Origin of the sequence: Fructilactobacillus fructivorans, assembly GCF_000814735.1 — a bacterium.
Taxonomy (GTDB): domain Bacteria; phylum Bacillota; class Bacilli; order Lactobacillales; family Lactobacillaceae; genus Fructilactobacillus; species Fructilactobacillus fructivorans.
In genome coordinates this window covers 155,323-175,235 of record NZ_JOJZ01000024.1, presented here as the reverse complement: position 1 = coordinate 175,235, position 19,913 = coordinate 155,323, and the positions used below count along the sequence as shown (strand labels likewise).

General features: G+C 40.1%; 17 protein-coding genes. 11 read left to right on the top strand and 6 right to left on the bottom strand.

Annotated features, from left to right (window positions below; all coding sequences use genetic code 11):
* Positions 1–96: 96 nt before the first annotated feature.
* Positions 97–1,572 carry a glucose-6-phosphate dehydrogenase gene (gene zwf, locus LfDm3_RS06555; protein WP_039145159.1) on the bottom strand — a complete coding sequence of 492 codons (1,476 nt, stop codon included), beginning with the start codon at positions 1,570–1,572 and terminating at the stop codon, positions 97–99.
* A gap of 736 nt (positions 1,573–2,308) precedes the next feature.
* Between zwf and apf the strand changes: the two genes are divergently transcribed.
* The 9 genes from apf (at position 2,309) to LfDm3_RS06510 (ending at position 11,005) form a co-directional block, all read left to right on the top strand.
* Positions 2,309–3,220 (top strand): aggregation-promoting factor, encoded by a 912-nt coding sequence (apf, locus tag LfDm3_RS06550; RefSeq protein ID WP_039145158.1) that lies wholly within the window; start codon positions 2,309–2,311, stop codon positions 3,218–3,220.
* A 342-nt stretch (positions 3,221–3,562) separates the two neighbouring features.
* Entirely contained in the window at positions 3,563–4,243 is a 681-nt protein-coding gene (locus LfDm3_RS06545) for a WxL domain-containing protein (protein ID WP_039145156.1), read from the top strand.
* Positions 4,244–4,362: 119 nt separating this feature from the next.
* Positions 4,363–5,430: a DUF916 and DUF3324 domain-containing protein gene (locus tag LfDm3_RS06540; RefSeq protein WP_156112372.1), complete on the top strand. Its 1,068-nt coding sequence runs from the start codon at positions 4,363–4,365 to the stop codon at positions 5,428–5,430.
* A 21-nt stretch (positions 5,431–5,451) separates the two neighbouring features.
* The gene (locus tag LfDm3_RS06535; RefSeq protein ID WP_039145153.1) at positions 5,452–5,895 is read left to right on the top strand and encodes an LPXTG cell wall anchor domain-containing protein; all 444 of its coding nucleotides are present in this window, start codon (positions 5,452–5,454) and stop codon (positions 5,893–5,895) included.
* A gap of 9 nt (positions 5,896–5,904) precedes the next feature.
* Complete coding sequence (locus LfDm3_RS06530) at positions 5,905–6,873, top strand: WxL protein host-binding domain-containing protein (RefSeq protein WP_039145151.1); 969 nt, start codon at positions 5,905–5,907, stop codon at positions 6,871–6,873.
* Between the two features lie 6 nt (positions 6,874–6,879).
* A complete protein-coding gene (locus LfDm3_RS06525) occupies positions 6,880–9,327 on the top strand; it encodes a lectin-like domain-containing protein (protein ID WP_156112371.1) in 2,448 nt (815 codons plus the stop codon).
* A 213-nt stretch (positions 9,328–9,540) separates the two neighbouring features.
* Positions 9,541–9,873 (top strand): hypothetical protein, encoded by a 333-nt coding sequence (locus LfDm3_RS06520; protein WP_039145147.1) that lies wholly within the window; start codon positions 9,541–9,543, stop codon positions 9,871–9,873.
* Between the two features lie 51 nt (positions 9,874–9,924).
* Positions 9,925–10,158, top strand: coding sequence for a hypothetical protein (locus LfDm3_RS06515; RefSeq protein ID WP_404825428.1), 234 nt, complete (start codon positions 9,925–9,927; stop codon positions 10,156–10,158).
* 82 nt (positions 10,159–10,240) lie between these two features.
* Positions 10,241–11,005, top strand: coding sequence for a TMEM175 family protein (locus LfDm3_RS06510; protein ID WP_191978931.1), 765 nt, complete (start codon positions 10,241–10,243; stop codon positions 11,003–11,005).
* Between the two features lie 104 nt (positions 11,006–11,109).
* Here the strand turns inward: LfDm3_RS06510 and LfDm3_RS06505 are convergent, their stop codons facing one another.
* Positions 11,110–12,780 carry an alpha-keto acid decarboxylase family protein gene (locus LfDm3_RS06505; RefSeq protein WP_039145143.1) on the bottom strand — a complete coding sequence of 557 codons (1,671 nt, stop codon included), beginning with the start codon at positions 12,778–12,780 and terminating at the stop codon, positions 11,110–11,112.
* A 137-nt stretch (positions 12,781–12,917) separates the two neighbouring features.
* Between LfDm3_RS06505 and LfDm3_RS06500 the strand changes: the two genes are divergently transcribed.
* A complete protein-coding gene (locus LfDm3_RS06500; RefSeq protein WP_039145141.1) occupies positions 12,918–13,298 on the top strand; it encodes a hypothetical protein in 381 nt (126 codons plus the stop codon).
* Between the two features lie 55 nt (positions 13,299–13,353).
* On the opposite strand, the gene LfDm3_RS06495 is transcribed toward LfDm3_RS06500, so the two are convergent.
* From LfDm3_RS06495 to LfDm3_RS06485, 3 genes are all read right to left on the bottom strand, one after another.
* Positions 13,354–14,940 carry an L-lactate permease gene (locus tag LfDm3_RS06495; protein ID WP_039145139.1) on the bottom strand — a complete coding sequence of 529 codons (1,587 nt, stop codon included), beginning with the start codon at positions 14,938–14,940 and terminating at the stop codon, positions 13,354–13,356.
* Between the two features lie 135 nt (positions 14,941–15,075).
* Entirely contained in the window at positions 15,076–16,563 is a 1,488-nt protein-coding gene (gene yjeM / locus LfDm3_RS06490) for a glutamate/gamma-aminobutyrate family transporter YjeM (protein ID WP_039145138.1), read from the bottom strand.
* 94 nt (positions 16,564–16,657) lie between these two features.
* On the bottom strand, positions 16,658–18,400 hold the full coding sequence (locus LfDm3_RS06485; protein WP_039145136.1) for an ABC transporter ATP-binding protein: 1,743 nt from the start codon (positions 18,398–18,400) through the stop codon (positions 16,658–16,660).
* A gap of 111 nt (positions 18,401–18,511) precedes the next feature.
* Between LfDm3_RS06485 and LfDm3_RS06480 the strand changes: the two genes are divergently transcribed.
* On the top strand, positions 18,512–19,348 hold the full coding sequence (locus tag LfDm3_RS06480) for an aldo/keto reductase (protein ID WP_039145135.1): 837 nt from the start codon (positions 18,512–18,514) through the stop codon (positions 19,346–19,348).
* A gap of 54 nt (positions 19,349–19,402) precedes the next feature.
* Here the strand turns inward: LfDm3_RS06480 and LfDm3_RS06475 are convergent, their stop codons facing one another.
* On the bottom strand, positions 19,403–19,906 hold the full coding sequence (locus LfDm3_RS06475; RefSeq protein ID WP_039145133.1) for a TetR/AcrR family transcriptional regulator: 504 nt from the start codon (positions 19,904–19,906) through the stop codon (positions 19,403–19,405).
* Between the last annotated feature and the right edge of the window lie 7 nt (positions 19,907–19,913).

Genomic DNA, 19,913 nt, shown 5'->3' with positions numbered 1-19,913 from the left:
TCCTTTTCGAATATATATGTTAATTCATTACACTAGTAGTTTACCATTTCACATTAGAATTGTGAAATAGAAACTTCAAAATTGTAAGCACTTTCTTTACTTTTCTTCAGGGAAGTACCAACTGTGCCCATCGCGAGCTAATAACTCGTCAGAAGCCTTTGGACCCATTGACCCTGGTTCGTAGTTAGGGAAGTTTGGTTGGGTTTCATCCCAGTACTTTTGAATGGGATCAACGTACTTCCATGCGGCAGCCACTTCAGGCCAACTTGCGAAGTTGGTGTGGTCACCATTTAAAATGTCATGGAAGAGACGTTCGTATGGTTGTGGAACTTCAGAAGCTCGCGCATCATTTTGAAGATAATCGAGATCAATGGTTTCAGTATGGAAACCTTGTTTGGAGTCTTTGACGTTCACTCTCAATGTAATTCCACCACGAGGATCGATTAGGATTGAAAGGACGTTCGTTTTAAGAGTATCTGGCAAATATGCTTTGGCAAAAATATTGTTGATATCTTTCTTAAAGACAACATCAACTCGAGTAGCTTTGGCAGCTAACTTCTTACCGGTTCTGACGTAGAAAGGAGTTCCTTCCCAACGAGGGAGCTTGTAAGTAACTTTTCCGGCGACAAATGTATCGTTGTTTGAATCGTGTGGGACATCTGGTTCATCACGGTAAGCAGCTGAGCCACTTCCAGCACCGTATTGACCACGAACGAAGTTTTCTTTAACTCCTTCTGTGTCATAGAAATTCATGTTTTCCAAGGTTTTAATCTTGGCAGCCCGAACGTCAGTATCAACAAATGATGCTGGCTTGTCCATTGCGAGCAGGGTCATGATTTGCATGGTATGGTTTTGGACCATATCACGGAGGGCACCGGCCGTATCATAGTATCCGGCTCGATCCTCAACACCAAGTTTTTCTGATAACGTAATCTGAATGTTATCGATGTAATTATGGTTCCAAACGGCATCAATAATGGGGTTACCAAATCGGATAACTGGAATGCTTTGAACCATCTCTTTACCTAAGTAATGGTCAATACGGAAGATTTGATCTTCCTTAAATGCAGTTGTTAATTCGTTATTTAATTTTTCAGCAGAATCGTAGTCCCGACCAAATGGTTTTTCGATTACCAAACGGTTAAAGCCACCATTATCAGAGAGAACGTGTTCGTCCTTTAAGTTTTTAGCAACGATTCCAAAGAATCGGGGTGCCATTGAAACGTAAAAGATTCGATTACCATCAAGTTCGTATTTCTTGTCGAGTTCGTCGGCTAATTTACTCAAAGCTCGATAATGTTCCACGTTGGTAACATCATGAGATCTGAAGTAAAAATGACTAGCAAACTCTTCAGCTTGTTCTTGATTATCTGCTTCTGATGAAATAGAATCCAAAACCATCTTTTGAAATTCTTCATCGGTGTGAGGTCTTCTAGCTAAACCTAACAGTGCGAAATGATTGTCAATACTGCCTTTTTTGTAAAGTTCAAACAAGGCTGGATATAACTTTCGCAAGGCGAGGTCACCAGTACCACCGAAAAGCATAAATAATGCACGGTTAGCAGTTGCCATTAATACTCACTCCTTTAAATAATTGTAGTTATTCGTATACAAGACCAATTATATAACACTACTGCCACCAAAAAAAGTGGTTTATTCCTTATTGTTTCACATATGAAAGCGCTATCTAAACTATTCCTAACTTGACGCATTTCTTCATTATGGATAAGTTAAAATAAATTTGAAGGGGTCAAATTGGTACAGGTCTTAAAATGGTCTAAAAGCCCGTCATGTTAATTTAGTTACCAATTTAAAAAGTTCATTTTAAAAAGTTTTCTACCATAGTAATGGGATTAATTTAAAGATAGAATGTTTGATGAATTTGATTTAACATCTTTGGAATTGAAACATTTATGTTACTTGAATTTTCATTACTATGGTAGAAACTGGATAAAAATGAGGAAATAAGGTTAATTTTAACGAAAAATGGACTTGTCAACGAACTTTTACAATGAATTGAAGAGAAATGAGATGAAGATTACACCCAAAAAAGAGCAAAAATGACAATTTTAGGCCCAAATCGGTAAAAATGACGTGAAAATCGGGGGTTATGTTGCAAAAGATGTTACTAATGTTACAAAATAACAGAAATCCCCTGATTTCTTAAACGTTGTGTTATTTGTGTGTAATGTTTAGCGGTTATTATATATATTGTTGATTGATACAGGAGGTCAACGAGTTAAAAAACAGAATACCGGAAAACGAAAAAATTAGAATTAGAATATTAGATTAGGAGTGATTATTCATTATGAAGTCAAAAAGTATTAAAGCAGTCGTGTTATCAAGTGCCGCAGCATTAGGTTTATTAGCAGTAGGTGCTAACACCACCCACGCTTCAACTAACGTTACAGTTAAATCAGGTGACACCATTTCAGAAATTGCTCAACAATACAAAGTTTCTGCAAATGAAATCGCTAAAGTTAATCATTTACAAAATGCTGACCAAATTACTGTTGGTCAAAGATTAGTAATCCCAACTGGTGTTACTGTTCCAAACGCAGTATCACAATCAGCACAAACTACTAATGCTCAAGCACCAAAGACTACTACTAAAGCTGTTCAAGCACCAGCTGCTAAGGTTCAAGCACCTGTAAAACAACAAGCTGCTGCTCAACCAGCACAACAAGCTCAAGTACAAGCACCAGCTGCTAAGGTTCAAGCACCTGCACAACAACAAGCTGCTGCTCAACCAGCACAACAAGCTCAAGTACAAACACCAGCTGCTAAGGTTCAAGCACCTGTAAAACAACAAGCTGCTACTCAACCAGCACCAAAGGCTGCTGTACAAGCTAACGTTGCTGCAAAGCCAGCTGCTCAAAATAACAACAATGCTCAACCAGCACAACCAACTAACCAAAGAAGTTATGCTGTACAAACTAATACTGTAAAGCCAACTCAAAGTGTTAGCTATCAAAATAATAACACTTCAAGTAATGGCGGCGATGATGCAGCCAAAGCTTGGATCACTTCACGTGAATCAGGTGGCTCATACACTGCTTCAAATGGTAACTACTACGGTAAGTACCAATTATCTAAGTCATACTTAAATGGTGACTATTCACAAGCTAACCAAGATAGAGTTGCTAACCAATACGTAACTTCACGTTATGGTTCATGGAGTGGTGCACAATCATTCTGGCAATCACACGGTTGGTACTAAGATAGAGTTAGTCTAACTGAATAATAAAAAGTAAGTGAAATAGTGATGATTATTAAATCATCACTATTTTTTTATTTTTTTCTCACAAAGCTTGCCAAACAGTATATTTATAAGTTATACTAATAATGTTGAAGCGCGAGTGGAAAGCGTTTAGACGAACATTGTGAAGAAATTACAAGAATTGTGAATCTTTCCCATTGCTTTCGGGTAAGTTAGCAGTTTAGTAATGCAGTGTCCTTGTGAAAAATGTTATTAAGTTATGTGTTTGTAATGTGCTCGTCGCCATCACAAACATGTAATTTAGTAACAACAAAAATTTATATTTTTTGGAGGTAGTTTTTTATGGAAGCAAATATTGGTAAGAAATTGGTCTTAGGTGTGGCTTCACTAGCAGCCGTTTTAGGTTTGTCAGTAGCTGTAGGTAACGTTAATGCTAACGCTGCTACGTTACCAGCAGACACTAGCACAACTGCTAACGACACTACGGGTTCAGTATCAGGAGAATCAAATGCCCATGTTCAAGTAAGAACTGGATACTTGACTTTACAAGAAGTTCCTGACTTGAACTTCGGTGAAGCTGCTAACACATCAACTCCACAAACTAACATTCCTTTGCACGATAACCAAACTGGTCTTGGAAAACCACAATTGGTTGTTACCGATGGTCGTGCCGTTAAAGATCAACCAAATGGTGCTGGTTACAACGTTACAGCTGCATTAAGTAACTTTAGTGATGGCAAAAACACTCAAGGCAATGGCTGGGGAATTCAATTGAAGCAAGGTAGCGGTTTAAATAATGACAATAACGTTCCTGTTAATACGCCACTATTAACTGCCGGAGCTAACAACGCTTCACAAGTACTTTCTGTACAACCTGGTCAAGGTTTAGGTACAACTAGTGTTGATTACTCAAAGAGCACTGATGCTAGTTTAAATATGCCAGCTAATGTAAATCCTGCTGACTACAATGCACCAATCACTTGGACTCTTAATGCTGCTGGTCCACAAAACCCAACTGCTTAATAGTTATTTTTAATAATGCATTGTACAGTGAAGAAGACATTCCAAGTAAGGTTTGTCTTCTTTTTAGTAAATAGGGGAATTAATTAAGTAATTAGGACGTGATTGTAATTTTATCAAGATTGAAAAAAGTCTGGGTGCCGTTTTTACTTGCTGTTGCAACAATCTTTTTGATGATTCCAATGATGGGGATCGGGGAAACGAATGCTTCACAAGGTCCATCAATTGCGGTTAAACCGAACTACACTAAAAATCAAATTAAACAGGATGGGGTGATTTTCGTTCAGACTAAGCCGGGTCAAACCCAGCAAATCAGTTTGAATATTGTTAACTTATCAAAGTCATCCCAATCATTTAGTATTGAACCAACGACAGCATTTACTTCTGGCGGAGGTGCAATTGCACTAAATCCCACTAAGAATTTGCCAGTTGATAAGACTTTAAAGTATAAGTTTAAAGATTTGGTTCAAGATGGAAAGAAACAGACCATTAATTTGGGACCAAATAAGAGTACTAACGTTAATTTTAATGTGAAAGCACCTGATAAAACTTATAACGGAGTCATCTTGGGTGGATTATATATTAAGCCACAATTACCACCAGAGGCTGCAAAGTTAAAGGGAGTCAGTGTTAACAATAAGTTTGCGTTGGCAATGCCGGTTTATCTGCGTGATAACAATAATCAGCCGATCAAGCCGAAATTGACAGCACAAACGATCAAACCGGGTAAGGTTGCTAATCAACCAGTGATTTACACTAAGTTAGCAAACGAAAAACCCACTACGATTAACCAAATGCAGATCAAAGACAAGATTTATCGTAAGAGTGATCCTAGCAAGATTTTGAGTAAGTCCAATCAAAATGGATTGAGCATGGCTCCAAATTCAAACTTTAACTTTACCAATCAATTTGGCAAAAATGCTTTATTACCGGGTAATTACCACTTAAGTTTGAAAGCTTCTGATAACAATGGAAATAAGTGGACAATTGAAAAAGATTTCCACATTACCATTACGCAGGCTGCCATTAACAACGCCAACAAGAACTGGTGGTGGATCATCCTCTTGATTATCCTGTTGATCTTGATCTTAATTTTGTGCTACGTCTTATATCGTCAACACAGAAAACAAAAGAATTTGATTGCACAACAACAAGCAGAACTTGATAAAAGAAACGATCAACCAAAGTAAAGTAGGTTGGGAGATGTTTAAATGAGAAAACGATATTCTAAAGTTTTCAAGTCAATATTGTTAGTTGGAATGACTGTTTTAGTCGCAATTGGATTAGGTTTAAGCGTTACTTCATTTGCCAAAAGTCAGGATAATTCGAACGCAACCGTTAGGATTGGTAAAAATGTAAAACCGGTTGGCCCAGTTAAACCTGGAGCAAATCCTCAGAAGCCGCAACCAGAACCGGTACCACAACCCAAGCCACAAAATATGGCTAATGAAACTCCGGCTCCAGCTGCCAAGCAAGGCACTAAGATTCCGCCAACAGTCGCTGTTAGTGGACAGCAACAAGGTAAGTTGCCTCAGACCGGTCAGATGCTACAGTGGGGAACAATGGTCGCAGGAGCAATCCTCTTGTTCATTGCTTTTCTCATTGTGCTAAACCGTCATTTCATCAAGAAGTTGGAATCTAAAAATTCGAAATAAAAAATTCAAATGCGAAAACTAATTAAAAGTGTAATTTTAGTTGGAGCTTTGTTAATTGGTCTCTTTGCACCAATGACTTCTCAAGCAAGTTCAAAGGACTACACGTCATTTTCTGCCACTCCGATCTTTGGAGGGCTGCCGCTTCAGAAGGGAAAAGAATACTTTGCCATTCGGGCCAAACCGAATCATGAGTATCAATTACCCATTCTGTTAAAGAATTATGGGGCGTATCCAATGAAGGTTCGCTTGACGTTAAATAACGCAACCACGACACCTACGGGAAACATTTCATATGATGACCCAAAGGCACTAGTAAATCGTAGGAGTGCCGTTTCTAAACAAGTAGTTGGGAAACTTGAAAAAAAAGTGACACTTCAACCTAGTTCTAATCAAGTGGTTCGTTATTACCTCAAGACGAATGCTAAGATCGTTGGAACTGAACTTGCGGGCATAACTGCGACCGGGATTGATCCAGCGGAAAATAGCAAGCAGGTCAATAGTCTGGCCAGTTATGTCATTGGGGTTTCATTAAGTGAGCAGGATGCATTGAAATTAGATCGCTTAAAAATTTCAAAAATTGAGAGTGGAAATTATAATTGTTCGAACGCTTTTAAAGTTACGATTAGTAATAATTACCCACAGTTGATTCAACATGCCAAAATGCGAGTGAAAATCTTTCATGGCGGACGATTATACCAAAGTAAAGAGTATCCGGACATTAACATCGCGCCGAATACTCCTTTGGCATGTGTAATCCCGCATAAAAATTTGCAGACTGGTAAGTACCGAATGGACGTAAACATCCAATCAGGTCAACAAAAAGTCCGATTACACCAAACATTTACCCCACTGAAATTATCAAACCAAGCAAGGTCGCATGAACCGCTAATGATTGCGGTTCTGATGACCGTCGAAATTTGGATTATTTTTTGGATTTGTCGAATGATATATCACAAAAAGAAAAATAAAAAGAATTGAGAAAAAATGAAAATAAAAAAAGAAGTACTTTATAAGCTATTAGTAGGAGTGGTGTGTACTGCTTTATTCATGATTTGTGGCATGATGATGAATGCCAGTGCGGATCCTAATAATCCGTATAACATTCCTGAACCACCAGAATCGGGTCCTGCCATGGATAAGTTCATGTTTGCAGGGGTTCAACCCAACGAGGATATTCAGAAGAAGTATCCAAACGTTCAGGTGGTTACCGATAATAACGGTGAAGATCATTCGGCACAAACCATGTGGTGGAGAAATCAGGTAGATTTACAGAAGCCATTTACCATTAAGTTTTATATTTACATGAAGAACCCGAAGAATACGAAGAAATTAGCCGATGGATTAACTTTTACCCTTCAAAATGACAAACCAGACGCGATCGGGTCGTCCGGTGAATCGTTAGGGTCTTACGGAAACGTGCGTCAGGCTTCCGCTGAAATCCATCATGGAAAGGATCCAACCAAAGCTTATCTGGGAACTCAGTTTATTCACAATGCCTTATCGTTTGAATTTGACCCTTACTATAATGGAGACTTTAGTGATCACAAGTTACCAAAGGGAATTCCTCATACGGCCTTCATTTACCCTAATGAATATACCGGTCCCTTTGATTCACGGAGATGGGAAGATCATATCGGGATTAATCATCACGACTACAGTGAAACTCCCTCATTAACTAATCGACAGGGAACATGGATCCCAGTTACTTACAAATGGATGCCCAACAGTTGGACTCCTAATGGAAACGCTAAGTCTGATCATGCAACCGCAACGGTAACCTATAATGATCCGAAGTCTGGTCATCCAGTAAGTGGTGTGGATCAACACACTACCACTGAGAACGTTAACCTTGATCAGTTTAAGGGTGATTATGCTTGGTGGGGATTCACTGGTGCCACTGGGGCATTGAACATGATCAGTGCCATCGCAAACACCGAAATTCCGCAAATCCCAGGAGTTAAGAAGTTAGCTTGTGATTTGAGTGCCTTACAACGTGACGGAAAATACAAGAATATCGATCCCTACGATGGTGATCAAAACGCAGCTAACGACATGATCAAGCAGATTGACCCTAATGATTTTAAGGATCGCGTTACCAATGCGAAAGTTGGGGATGTAATCCTTTATAAAGTTGACACCTATAATTACAAGGACAATGGTTTAGGAAATTCATGGGATAACGTTAAGGTGACCGATAACATTGCTAACTTAGGGATGCGTGGTCTTGATGATAACGATCAGATTGTGGCGGAGTATCCTAACGGAATTGAACCAATTGATGATGATGGGAAGCCAGATTCAGTTGGATTTCGAACCATTATTACTGATCCAAATCCGAATACGAAGCAAAATACCGTCACGGCGAAGGGAAGTAACTTTACTACGCCAGATGACGGAGTGGTCAAATCAAGTCAAGCTACCGTTGAAATGTCGAGTAATCCTTACGACAACGTCAAACCACGAGTGATTTTACAAAACCAGATGTCAAATGATGGTGGCAACACTTGGACCAATAATCTGACCGACGTGAAGAATAACAGTGAGGTTCAATATAAGATTTCACTGCACAACATGATTGAAGGAACTGAATTCAAAGATGGTTCGTATTCCTTTGTCGTTCCAAGCATTAAGAACATTAATAATATTAACGTTAATGGAAGTCCAATTAGTAAAAGTGATTATACGGTTAGTGATACGAAGGACTACCAGATTAGTGGGAAGAACTCCAACACTGACTTTAAGAATGCCAAAAAGATTACGATTCATAACTTACCTGACATGAATGGACGAATGGTAACCGATATCACCGCTGATTTACAGTTAGGTGACAATAATCCGGATAATATGAGTTCAATTCCTGAACTTACTGGAACGGATCGTAATCGGGATGATCTTAAGTTTAAGGGTAAAAAGGAAACCTACAATTTCTGGAACGGTTCAGTAGTTTTGAACCAGCCACAGGACCTGGATTACGGTGTTCAAAATGATTACTTCTTTAAGGATCAGTATTTACAACCGCGAACGATGGGGAAGAACAAGTCTCCCATTGACATAAGCAAGGGTTATGAAGTAGCTAGTTTAACTGATGACAGACGAGTTAAGAGTCCATACAGTGTATGGTTGTCACAGGAGAATACTCCGGAAAATAACCACGAGATTGGAAGACCGAACTCACCGTTTTCACTTGCTTACTTTGATTTAAAGAGTAATCAACCGACCATCTTGCAGCCCGGAACTGGGAGCGCACAGGTGTATAATTATCCTGGGAAGAAAGAAGAAGGTAAGATCACTAACCCCATTAAGTGGGGATTACATCAAGGCCTTGATCTCAGAATGAATTATGCTGGAAGTGCAACCGGGAAAACAGGTAACTATGATGCAACGTTGAATTGGAACATCAAGTACGGATCCAAGGCAGATGGAACACCTTAAAAGTGAAGGCAGCGTGATGCATCTAATCAATTAATTACTGCATTCGTTTGTCTTTTGATAATAATTATTATATAATTTGTTTAATTAAAGACTATCATTTAGATGATAGTCTTTTTTATTTATTAAGTTTGCTAGCTTTTACAAAATAATTAAATTGATTAGCTCAAATATGATTAAGTATCGTATTTAAATCTAAGGAGAGGTGGTCAAGGTATGAAAAATGCCAAGAAAAAATTGGTAATCGTTTTGTTAATGGTAGGAATGATAACGGTGGGCGTTAGTGTTCCATTTGAAGTTAAAAGTCCAATGATCGTTTCAGCGAAGCAAACAATACATAAGAAGGCGGATAGACAAGTGATTAAACAAGAAGCAACTCCGGTAGCATATAGCACCGCGCACCAGTCAGCTTTTGATACTGAGTATCAAACTAAATTTATCGCACTACTTAATCGTGAGCGAAATGCCCGTGGTCTCAAATCTGTTCATCAAACTAAGGAAGCCCAGGATATTTCCAACCAGCGCATTAGGCAAGTTGTCTCAAACTGACCAAGTAGTTATGGACATGATAATAATGATAGTAGACCATACGCTGAATGCATTGGGCAGGTAAATGCCTTAAAGGACACTAGTGCCGAAGATAGTGCTTATACCATGCTTAACCTCTACGTCTATAACGATGCACAAACTTTCGATCACCGTCCATGGGGTCATCGCAACATTTTGCTTGATCCGAACGTTAGTCAAGTTGGGATTAGCATGAAGAAGATGCCCGTGGGTGGTGCTGACGCTAACGTTGGCTATGCCGAATATAATCAGGTTACTTTAATGTAGTGCTTAAACTCTCTCATGGGGCGTGCTATAATTATGTTAATTTAATAAAGCAGGTGAGGTCATGGGTGAGATAAAGAAGAGAATGAAAGACCGTTTGGACGCCTTCAGTGACGCCATTATTGCCATCATCATTACGGTGATGGTATTGGAATTACCGATCGAAAAGATTGGTGGAAGCGTTGATTATCTAGTGCTCTTTCGGGCCATTGGAATCTATGCGGTCAGCTTTTGTTTTGTTGGCAACTTGTGGTATCAGCACGCTCAGGTCTTTAATGACACCGAACGGGTGGCGAATAAGACGGTCGTAATGGACTTGATCTTTTTATTTTTCATGTCGTTGGTTCCTACTTTTACCAAGTTGATGACGGATGATACGTCAAAAATTACGGTAATGCTTTACGGGACCCTTTCGTTAATCTTATTAGTCGTCTTTCGGATCATTGTTTCACAGATTGCTGAGGTTAAGTACAGTAAACATTCTAAACAGCATGAGGTTTTCAATTACATTTTTGCGCGGAACTTCAACTATTCGATTGCTGCATACGTAATTTTGATTGTGCTTGCTTTCTTCTTCCCCAGAATTGCGTTGGTTCTCTTTATCATTATTCCAATCTGGTCGTTTGTTGAAAACAGCCATGAACATGGAACATTAAGCTTAGCTACGCGAGGAATGGAGGAAGGCCGAATCCAAGTTCCTGAATCAGTTAAGAATCTATCTCCTGACCAGAAAAAAGCTTTACGAGCAAAATTGGCATCTACCATTAAAGCTTCAAGGGGTGCTAAGGATGAAAGTCAGAAACGTGAAATTTGGTCTCAATTTGCCGAGTGGGCTGCGGATCAAAGATAAATAATAAAAAAATGAGCACCTTAGATATTAATATCTAAGGTGCTCATTTTTTAATGAAACAGAAGGGCAACTTTTTTAATTGAAGTGCTTCCATAGAAATATCTTTATCCCTTATTTTGCTTTGCTATAATTTTTCCAAACTCCTTTAAATCTTCTGGGGCATCAGACGCTGCCATGCTGACTCGAACGATTGATAGTTGGGAAGAATTATTCTCGATTGATTTCATCGCCATTAGCAGTTCTTTTTCGGTCCTAACATCGAAATAATTATATTGGTTTTTTTTAGCACCAAAAGCTTCAGGAATTAAGCTGTAATTTAATGCAGGAACGTCATTGTATGGTTCGTGCATCCCATGAATTACTCTTTCAACTGAATACCCATGATTATCAATTACAAAGATAATTGGTTTCAGGTCATATTTAACCGCAAATCCCATTTCCTGAATGGTCATCAGAAGTGATCCTTCACCAATTGAAAGGACGTTTCTTCTTTTTGGATTAGCAAGTTGACTTCCTAATGTGGCGGGGAAGCTAAAACCGATTGATGACCAAAGCGGCTGGCAAATAAATTTCACGTTAGCTGGAAATTTAATTTGTTCGAGGGCAAATAGTGATGTCCCTTGTTCGGCAATAACGGTGTCATCACTTTGAATGAAATTACTCATTGCACTAGTATAAAAATCCTGGGTGATTGGTTTATCGGATGGAACGGGTAATTTGTTATTAATGGAATCATGTGGTCCCTTTGGAAAACTTTGAGAAAGGCTTGTTTGACTAATTATCTTAATGAGGTTAACAAAGCCATTTTGTTCATTGTAATTAATTATTTTGGAGTAAAAATTAATTCGTTTGGCATTAATATCAATGGTGTTCTGGCTATTAAAGCTTTGGGTAAAACCACCCGTATTGGCATCTGTTAGAATGGCACCTAATAATAAAATCAAATCAGATTTATTAATAAGTTGGTTAGTTAAATCTTTAGATAAGGAGCCATTATAAGTTCCGATAAACTGTGGGAGGGTTTCATCAATGATGCCTTTGCTTTCGATCATGTCTGCAAAGGGGATGTCATTATTTATAATGAAGTTTCTTACTACGTCTTGGAGATGAAAACGTTGGACATCTTCACCGATGATCAAAATTGGGTGATGAGAATTTTTCAATTGATTACTAATTGCTTCTATATTTTGTAAGTGGTCATGCGGTTCGTTTTTATTTCTAAATAAACTAGGGATTAGTTGTTTAAAAATTGGATTAACTGGCATTTCGGTAAGGTCAACGGGAAGGGCTAAATATCCTGGTTGTTTGTTTTCATAAACATACTTAACGACTTGATTGATTTCGCTGATAGCATCATCTTTAGTGATAGCTTCTACTTTGAAACCAAGTTCTTTATGGACGTTTTGAAAGTGTTCAAAGTTCCCATCACCGAGGCTGTGATGAATTAATTTTTGGTCATATTGGGCAGCTAAGGTTGGGGTCCCCACGATTTCTAAAACCGGGACTTTTTCAGCTTGGCTTCCAGAAAGTCCATTGACCGCACTAAGTTCACCTACACCAAAGGTGGTCACTAGGACTGCCATGCCGTTTTGACGAGCATAACCATCTGCCATGTACGCTGCGTTTAATTCATTCATATTACCACGCCATTTCATGTCAGAACGGCGAGTGATGTGATCTAAAAATGATAAATTGTAGTCACCAGGAACTCCTAGAACATCTTTGACATTTAAATAATTTAAAAGATCTAGCAAATAATCAGAAATTGTATACATATTAATATTCTCCACTTTTTATGTTTTCATTTTATTATCTCTTAGTGTAAATTGAAAAGCTAGCAAATTAACTTTAACGCCATTTTTCTTTCAGCTCACATTGTATGGTAGAATTTAGCTAAAGGTAGGTGTTAAAAATGAAGAAAAATGCATTTACTAGTCGTATCAGTTTACTTTGGACCGCAATGGCAATGATTCTGTTTGGAACCAGTGTTGTTGAGGGAATTCAAGAAATTATTTATGGCTTTCCCATTGGTTGGATTGATTGGATCCTGATCATTTTGAGCGCGATTTGTATCGTGGTTTGGGCAGTTTCCCTATTTATCAAGAATCCAACGATGGCCATTGCTGGTGAAATTACTCAGAAACAACGAGTTTGGGGTGGAGTTGTAACCCTTATCGTGTTCTTGTTAGTTATCATTGGAATCTCCCACCTCTCCGTGATGTGGACTGATTTGATCCTGATTCTAGGCTTTATTGGTTTTCTGCTTAACGAAGTGTGGACGTTTAAAAAGTAAATTCGAAAAAAGATCCATTCCAAATCTTAGTTGGAACGGATCTTTTATTTTGACTTTATTTAAAAACAAAAATTGAAATAATAAGGAAAAAAAGGTAGGCAGCAGCCGGGATGGCTGTTTTTCGCATGACCTTACCTTCTTCACCCTTCAACCCAACTACGCCACTGACTGAAACGATGTTGTAAACACAAATCATGTTACCAACGGCGGCTCCAATCACTTGTCCGGCTAAAATAAGATACTTGTCTAGCCCAGCATCGATGGCCACGTCGGCCTGAATCGAAGAGAAGGTTAGCGTTGAGACGGTCGTACTACCTGTCACAAACGAACCAACGGCTCCTAAGATGGGAGCAATTGCTAACCAAACCCCGTGGAGGTGAGTGGCCATGAATGACGCGAGGTATCCTGGCATACTGTCAAGGTCAGCTCCGTTGAAATTCGTGTTCGTGAAGACTTGGACCATGATTAGAGTGACAATTAGCGTCAAAAGGGTCGTCTTCATGGATTTAACGACGCCCCATGCTTCTTTAGAAAAGGATCGAAACGACTCTTCTCGTAATAAGACCGTTAATAACGCCACAATTAGCAATACGGTTCCGGGTGACGCTAGGAGAAGCCAGCTTGAATCGATGGCTTTAAAACCCAGAATGTTCGTGAGTGACAAGTTAACATGAGTGTTTAACCAGTCGTGAATCGGACGGATTAGTTTGGGGATGACCAACAAGACAACCACGAGAACGTATGGCATCCATGCGCGCGCAAGTGAAATGTTAGTTTTGGGTTCTTTGATAGTAATTTTTGGTGATTGTTTCCACGGATTTTTCTTAACGTCCTTGGGTAATAAAATGTTGAATTTGATACTCAAAATTGCGATCACCAATGCGATGATGGGACTAATAACGGAGGTTAATTCGTATCCCAAAAGTAATTGACTACCAATATTAGAAATGGAATAGACAAGGCCAATGGCAATGCACCAGGGGGTAACCTGTAAGACTGACTTAAGGCGGTTTTGAGTGTGTTGATTAGGAAGAAGAAAAACTAACATGACAATTAAAATCAGTGGTACCAGGGTTCCGCTGATTAATTCTAGGTTAGCGATTTTTAATCCAACTTTGCCCATTTCAGCGGTTCCAACCGTGTTACTTAATCCAACCGTTAGCGGCGTTCCCACGGCCCCAAATGAAGCAGCGGTGGAATCGGCCACTAGTGCTAAGACGATTGACGAAAGGGGCTTGAAGCCTAAAGCGATTAATAGGGGCGCTGTGACCATTGCTGGAGCACCAAAGCCAGAAACACCCTCGATTAATGATCCAAATAAGAAGACAATTAGGATTGTCTGTAGGCGCATGTCAGTGGTTAACTTGGTAAAGCCAGCGTTGATACGATCGACTGATCCAGTGTACTCAAGGGCTCGGAGTAGTAAGAGAGCTCCGAGTAAAATCCACGCAATTGTCAAACTCTTGTGAAATCCTTGAATGGCTGAAGCTGCGAGAGCCTTCAATGGCATTTTCCAGATGAATAGACTAGCTAAAATAACAAGTATTGCCGTTACACTCATTCCCTTTAAGGCTGGCATGTTTAAAAATCCCAGCAGAATAATTGGAACTAGTATCGGAAACATTGAAACTAATAATTCCATAAATGTTTTCTCCTCTTAGTGTTTTGCGGTAAACGATGTCTTGTAACTATTATACATGAGTCAACGTTTTCAAGCTAAGGGATATAAGAAGCAGAAAAATAGGGCGTCCCTCACTTAAGGGACGCCCTATTCTGATTAATTATTTTTTAGGTATTTCTTTTCGTAGTGATGGTACAACAGGTAACCAATTATCCCGAAGATGACGGGTCCAACTACCATCCAAATGCTACTTACATAATTCCCACTCAAAGCGGGAGCGATGATCGTAAAGATGATGGCAAAGCCAACCGTCAACATGACCACGCACACTGCGATTTTAGCAATCAATGGATTCTTATAGAATACAAATGGCTTTTTGATTTTGGAATTAGCTTTAAACCCGATAAAGGCAAAGGCGATGAATAAGTACGGAATGACCATGGCCACGTTGGTCATCTGAACCAAGATGTTGAAGAAGGCCTTGGCACTTTGTCCCCCAAAGGAAATGATCAAGATGAACGCAATTACAAGTAGTCCTTGGATCATCATGGCGTTTCCGGGAACGTCGTGCTTGTTGATCTTGGTAAAGAATTTCGGCCAAATCTCTTTGGGAGTTCCCTCCACAATCGTCTTGATTGGTGAAATGATGAGGGTAATGAAAGCTCCACTTAAGGCAAGAAAGATGGAAATTCCAACGTAACGACTGACCCACATGCCAATCTCAACTGAAACGCCGTGAGAGAAGTTGAGTGCCGTTCCCAGTTGGTAACCAAAGTTGTTCAGAATGATGAAAGGCACGTTAACTAGGTTAATGTTGTGGTGTGAACCTAGAACTTGGCTCCAGTTAGTGAAAGCACCAACCATGAAGATTCCGATGGAGTAAACCACCGAGATGGTTAAAGCTGAGATCGTGATTCCCCTTGGGAAGGTCTTTTCGGGCGTCTTGGTCTGATCGACTAGTCCACCGATGGTTTCAAGACCACCGTACGCAAAGATGGCGTAAACGACGAATCCTAAAACGTTAATTAGTGAATCGTACTGAGGATTAGGGGAAACCAGGATGGCCTTCCAAGACAGTGGTTGAAAGGTATGACCATTAATTAAGAGAATAATGGCACCACCGACAATCAGGATGACGTTGGTTAACATGGCCGCAAAGCCACCAATGGAAGTAACTTTTTGAATCTGACTGATTCCACGGGTAGCAATAAACGTGATTATAATCATTAAGATCACAGCCAGAATTCCAATTGTTTCAACGCTTGAGAGGCCAAACAAGTGACCGTCGGAGGTTTTATCAACCCCGAAGATTGCATTTGAGAGTGGGACCCAGATTGCTGAACTGGTGTTAACCATCCAAATAATGGCAGAGGCATACCACATTGAAATGCCCGTAAAGGCAAACTTGGGATTGACTGATTCACTCATCCAAGTGTAGATGCCACCATGCTTTTTGGAAAAAGCCGCGCCAAATTCCGCAATCATAAACGCGAACGGGATGAAGAAACAGAGCGCTGCTAGGATATACCAGATGATTGAGGCATACCCCATTAAGTAGAACGCTCTGGAAATGTTCGCTGATCCGAAGACGGAAGTAAATATCATCAAAACTAACGCAAATAATGATAATTTTTTATTATCCATCAAATGTAACCTCCAATTTCTTAAAGAATTCTTAATAGTATAACAGGATTAAATTCATTTGTGGGACAAAAAAAGAAATTCATTTCTGAATTTCTTATTTTTTGAATTGAATTTTAACGTATTCACGGTATTTCGGTAGCTTCTTAATCAGTTCTTCATGCGTTCCGTGACCACTAATTTCACCATGATCAACGAAGTAAATGTCATCCGAGTCGACAATGGTACTTAAGCGATGGGCGATGATGAGGGTCGTACGGCCCTTCATTAGTTGACCAAGCGCCTTTTGAACCATGGCTTCTGACTGGGAATCTAGGCTAGCGGTTGCTTCGTCTAACATCAGAATCTTAGGGTCTCTGAGAAAGGCACGAGCAATTGCCAAACGCTGTCTCTGACCGCCACTGACCTTAATACCACGTTCACCAACTTGAGTTGAAAGTCCTTCAGGCATCTCTTTGACAAATCCTTCAGCATAAGCAAGGCTCAATACGTGCCAAAGTTGGTCATCTGTAAACTTTTCGTTTAGTCCATAGGTCAGGTTATGGCGAATGGTTCCGGCCATAATGGCCGAATCCTGACTAACTAGGCCGATCTGGTGGCGCCAATTGGAAAGATTAATGTCATCGATATTTTCGTTTCCAATCGTGAGTGTCCCAGACGTTGGCTGATAGTAGCGTTCGATCAAACTGAAGATGGTAGATTTTCCACCTCCAGAGGGTCCCACAAACGCCGTGGTCTGATTGGGTTTAGCGACAACGTTAACGTTTTTTAGCACTGGTTCGTCAGGGTCATACGCAAAACTTACATCGTTTAAACGAAGTGTCTTTCCACCAATGTCGTCTGAAAAACCGGAGGCAAAGTCCTCTTCGGGCTCGGTAAGTAACTCTCTGACGTGTTCAGTGGAACCATTGGCTTTAGAAAGGTCGGTAATGAATCGACCAAGCATACTAACTGGTCCAATGATTTGGAACAGGTACATTAGAAAGGCAAACATGGTTCCAATTGTCATGGCCCCGATTGCGACTCGATGGGCACCGTAGGCAAGGATTCCAACGATCATGGCCATCATGACCGTATTCAAGATGGGACCAGCAATTGAATCATAGACGGATTCTTTTAAACCAACCCGATATAGGTTGTGAATTAAGCTGGAACCAGCCTTGGTTTCATATGGTTCAGCATTTGATGACTTTACCAGGCGAATCTCATTTAATGTTTCTTGAGCTTTCCCACTAAAATCAGCCATTTGGTCCTGTCTAGACTTTCCAATCTGACTGGATTTTCTAATGATCGGACGCATGACAATCATGACAATTGGAATGGCAATGAACATGATTAAAGCCATTCGCCAGTCCATGATCAGCATGATAATCAGAGCTCCAATTAATTGGAAAATGGACGTAATGGTATTGGGAAATGACACTGATAACAGGTCTTTAATCTGGTCAGAATCACTAACCAAACGCGAAATCATCTTCCCGGTTTTTACACTATCGAAGTAGTGGACGTTTAATTTGACCATTTTCTCCCACAGTAGTTCCCGGAGGTTGGCCACCACGTTTTCACCGAAGAAGCCCAGTAGGGTCCCTGATCCGGCGTTAATTAATGCACTTAAAATGAATAACACGATCATGGCGGAGACTAGGAGTAGACTAACTCCTTTAGCAAAGTCGTTAACCATGACCTGAGCAATCTTTGGCACCGTCAGTTGGGCTCCCGTTGCGATGAGTCCCAGAAGAAGACCAACGACTAACTGCCAGTAGCGGGGTTTGGTTTCACGAATTAGGTGAAAGAATCCCCGAAAGTTGAATGATCCATTATTTTTTGCTTGTTTCTTCACGTTATCACCTCTTAAATCGTAACTACTATCATATCACAAATCGACTTACTTGAAACGAATATACATTCCGCTTATCCTTACTGTAGAAACATATTGAGAGGAGTTCTCATCATGGAATATGAATATTATACTTTAAGTAACGGGATGCAAGTTCCAAAGATTGGCTTTGGAACATACCTGTTAAAGGGCTTTGAAGGTGCCATGGCAATCACTTCTGCCATCCATAAGGGTTACCGTTTAATTGACACTGCCTATAACTACGAAAACGAAGGAGCGGTTGGACGTGGAATTGAAAATTCAAACGTTCGTCGTTCTGATTTACTGGTAACTTCCAAGTTACCTGGTCGTTACTACGATCGTAAGAGTGCCGTTGATGCCATCCAAGAGTCTCTTTACCGGGCTAACTTAGATTACTTTGATATCTACTTGTTGCACTGGCCTAATCCTAAAGAAGGCAACTACGTGGAAGCTTGGCAAGCACTGATTGATGCCCAACAATATGGCTTAATCCGGACGATTGGTGTCTGCAACTTCTTACCTGATTACCTTGATAAATTAGTTGATGAAACGGGCGTTATGCCAGCCATTAACCAAATTGAACTCCATCCATACTTCAACCAAGCTGACATGCGTCATTATGACGACGAACATGGCATCTTGACCGAAGACTGGAGTCCACTTGGTCGTGCTAGTGAAATGCTGAAGAACCCAGTTCTAGTTGACATGGCTGCTAAATACCACAAGAATGTTGGTCAATTGATCTTACGTTGGGAGATTCAATTAGGGACACTTCCAATTCCTAAGTCAGCCAATCCTGGTAGACAAAGTGGGAACCTTGACGTCTTTGACTTCGAGATTACTCCAGAAGACATGAAGACCATTGCTTCTTTGACGAAGCCTGATGGCCGAACCCATAATCAGGATCCTGCAACTTACGAAGAATTTTAATTAATGCAAATTAAAAGAGACTCATGATTGAGTCTCTTTTTTTATGGATTGAATTTAACTGAGAGCTTCTAACGAAATTTGAAGCCGTTGAAGCAGTTTTTCGGAATCATCGGGGGCTTCCATGGCTTCCTTAATGGTTTCGTGACACAGAATGGTAATGGCCCATCGTTTGGGCGGCAATTGAATGATCGTTGAATCATCAAGGTTTTTCTGATTGTGAAGAATGTCCATCTGGATAAACTCGAAGTATTCACTTTCAGAGCTGTCTTCTAGAAACGAACGGGCGGCATTGACGTAGTCGGTGGGCTGTAACTGGTTAATTCGTTTTCCAGCAAACGGCCGATGGATCGTTGATAGGACCATTCTTCTGGTGTAGTCGTAACCGCCTTTGAGGGTAATGAAGTACTTGTAGTAAGCTCCCCGCGATATCTTGGCATCCTTGATGATCCGAGCCACCTGAGCGTCGGCCAACGGATGGGCGGAAAATTCATTGAGAAGGGCAGCATTGATGCGCTCTTTTTTGGCCTGCGGTAGGTTTAAAAAGGTTGATGATGGCATAAAAAAG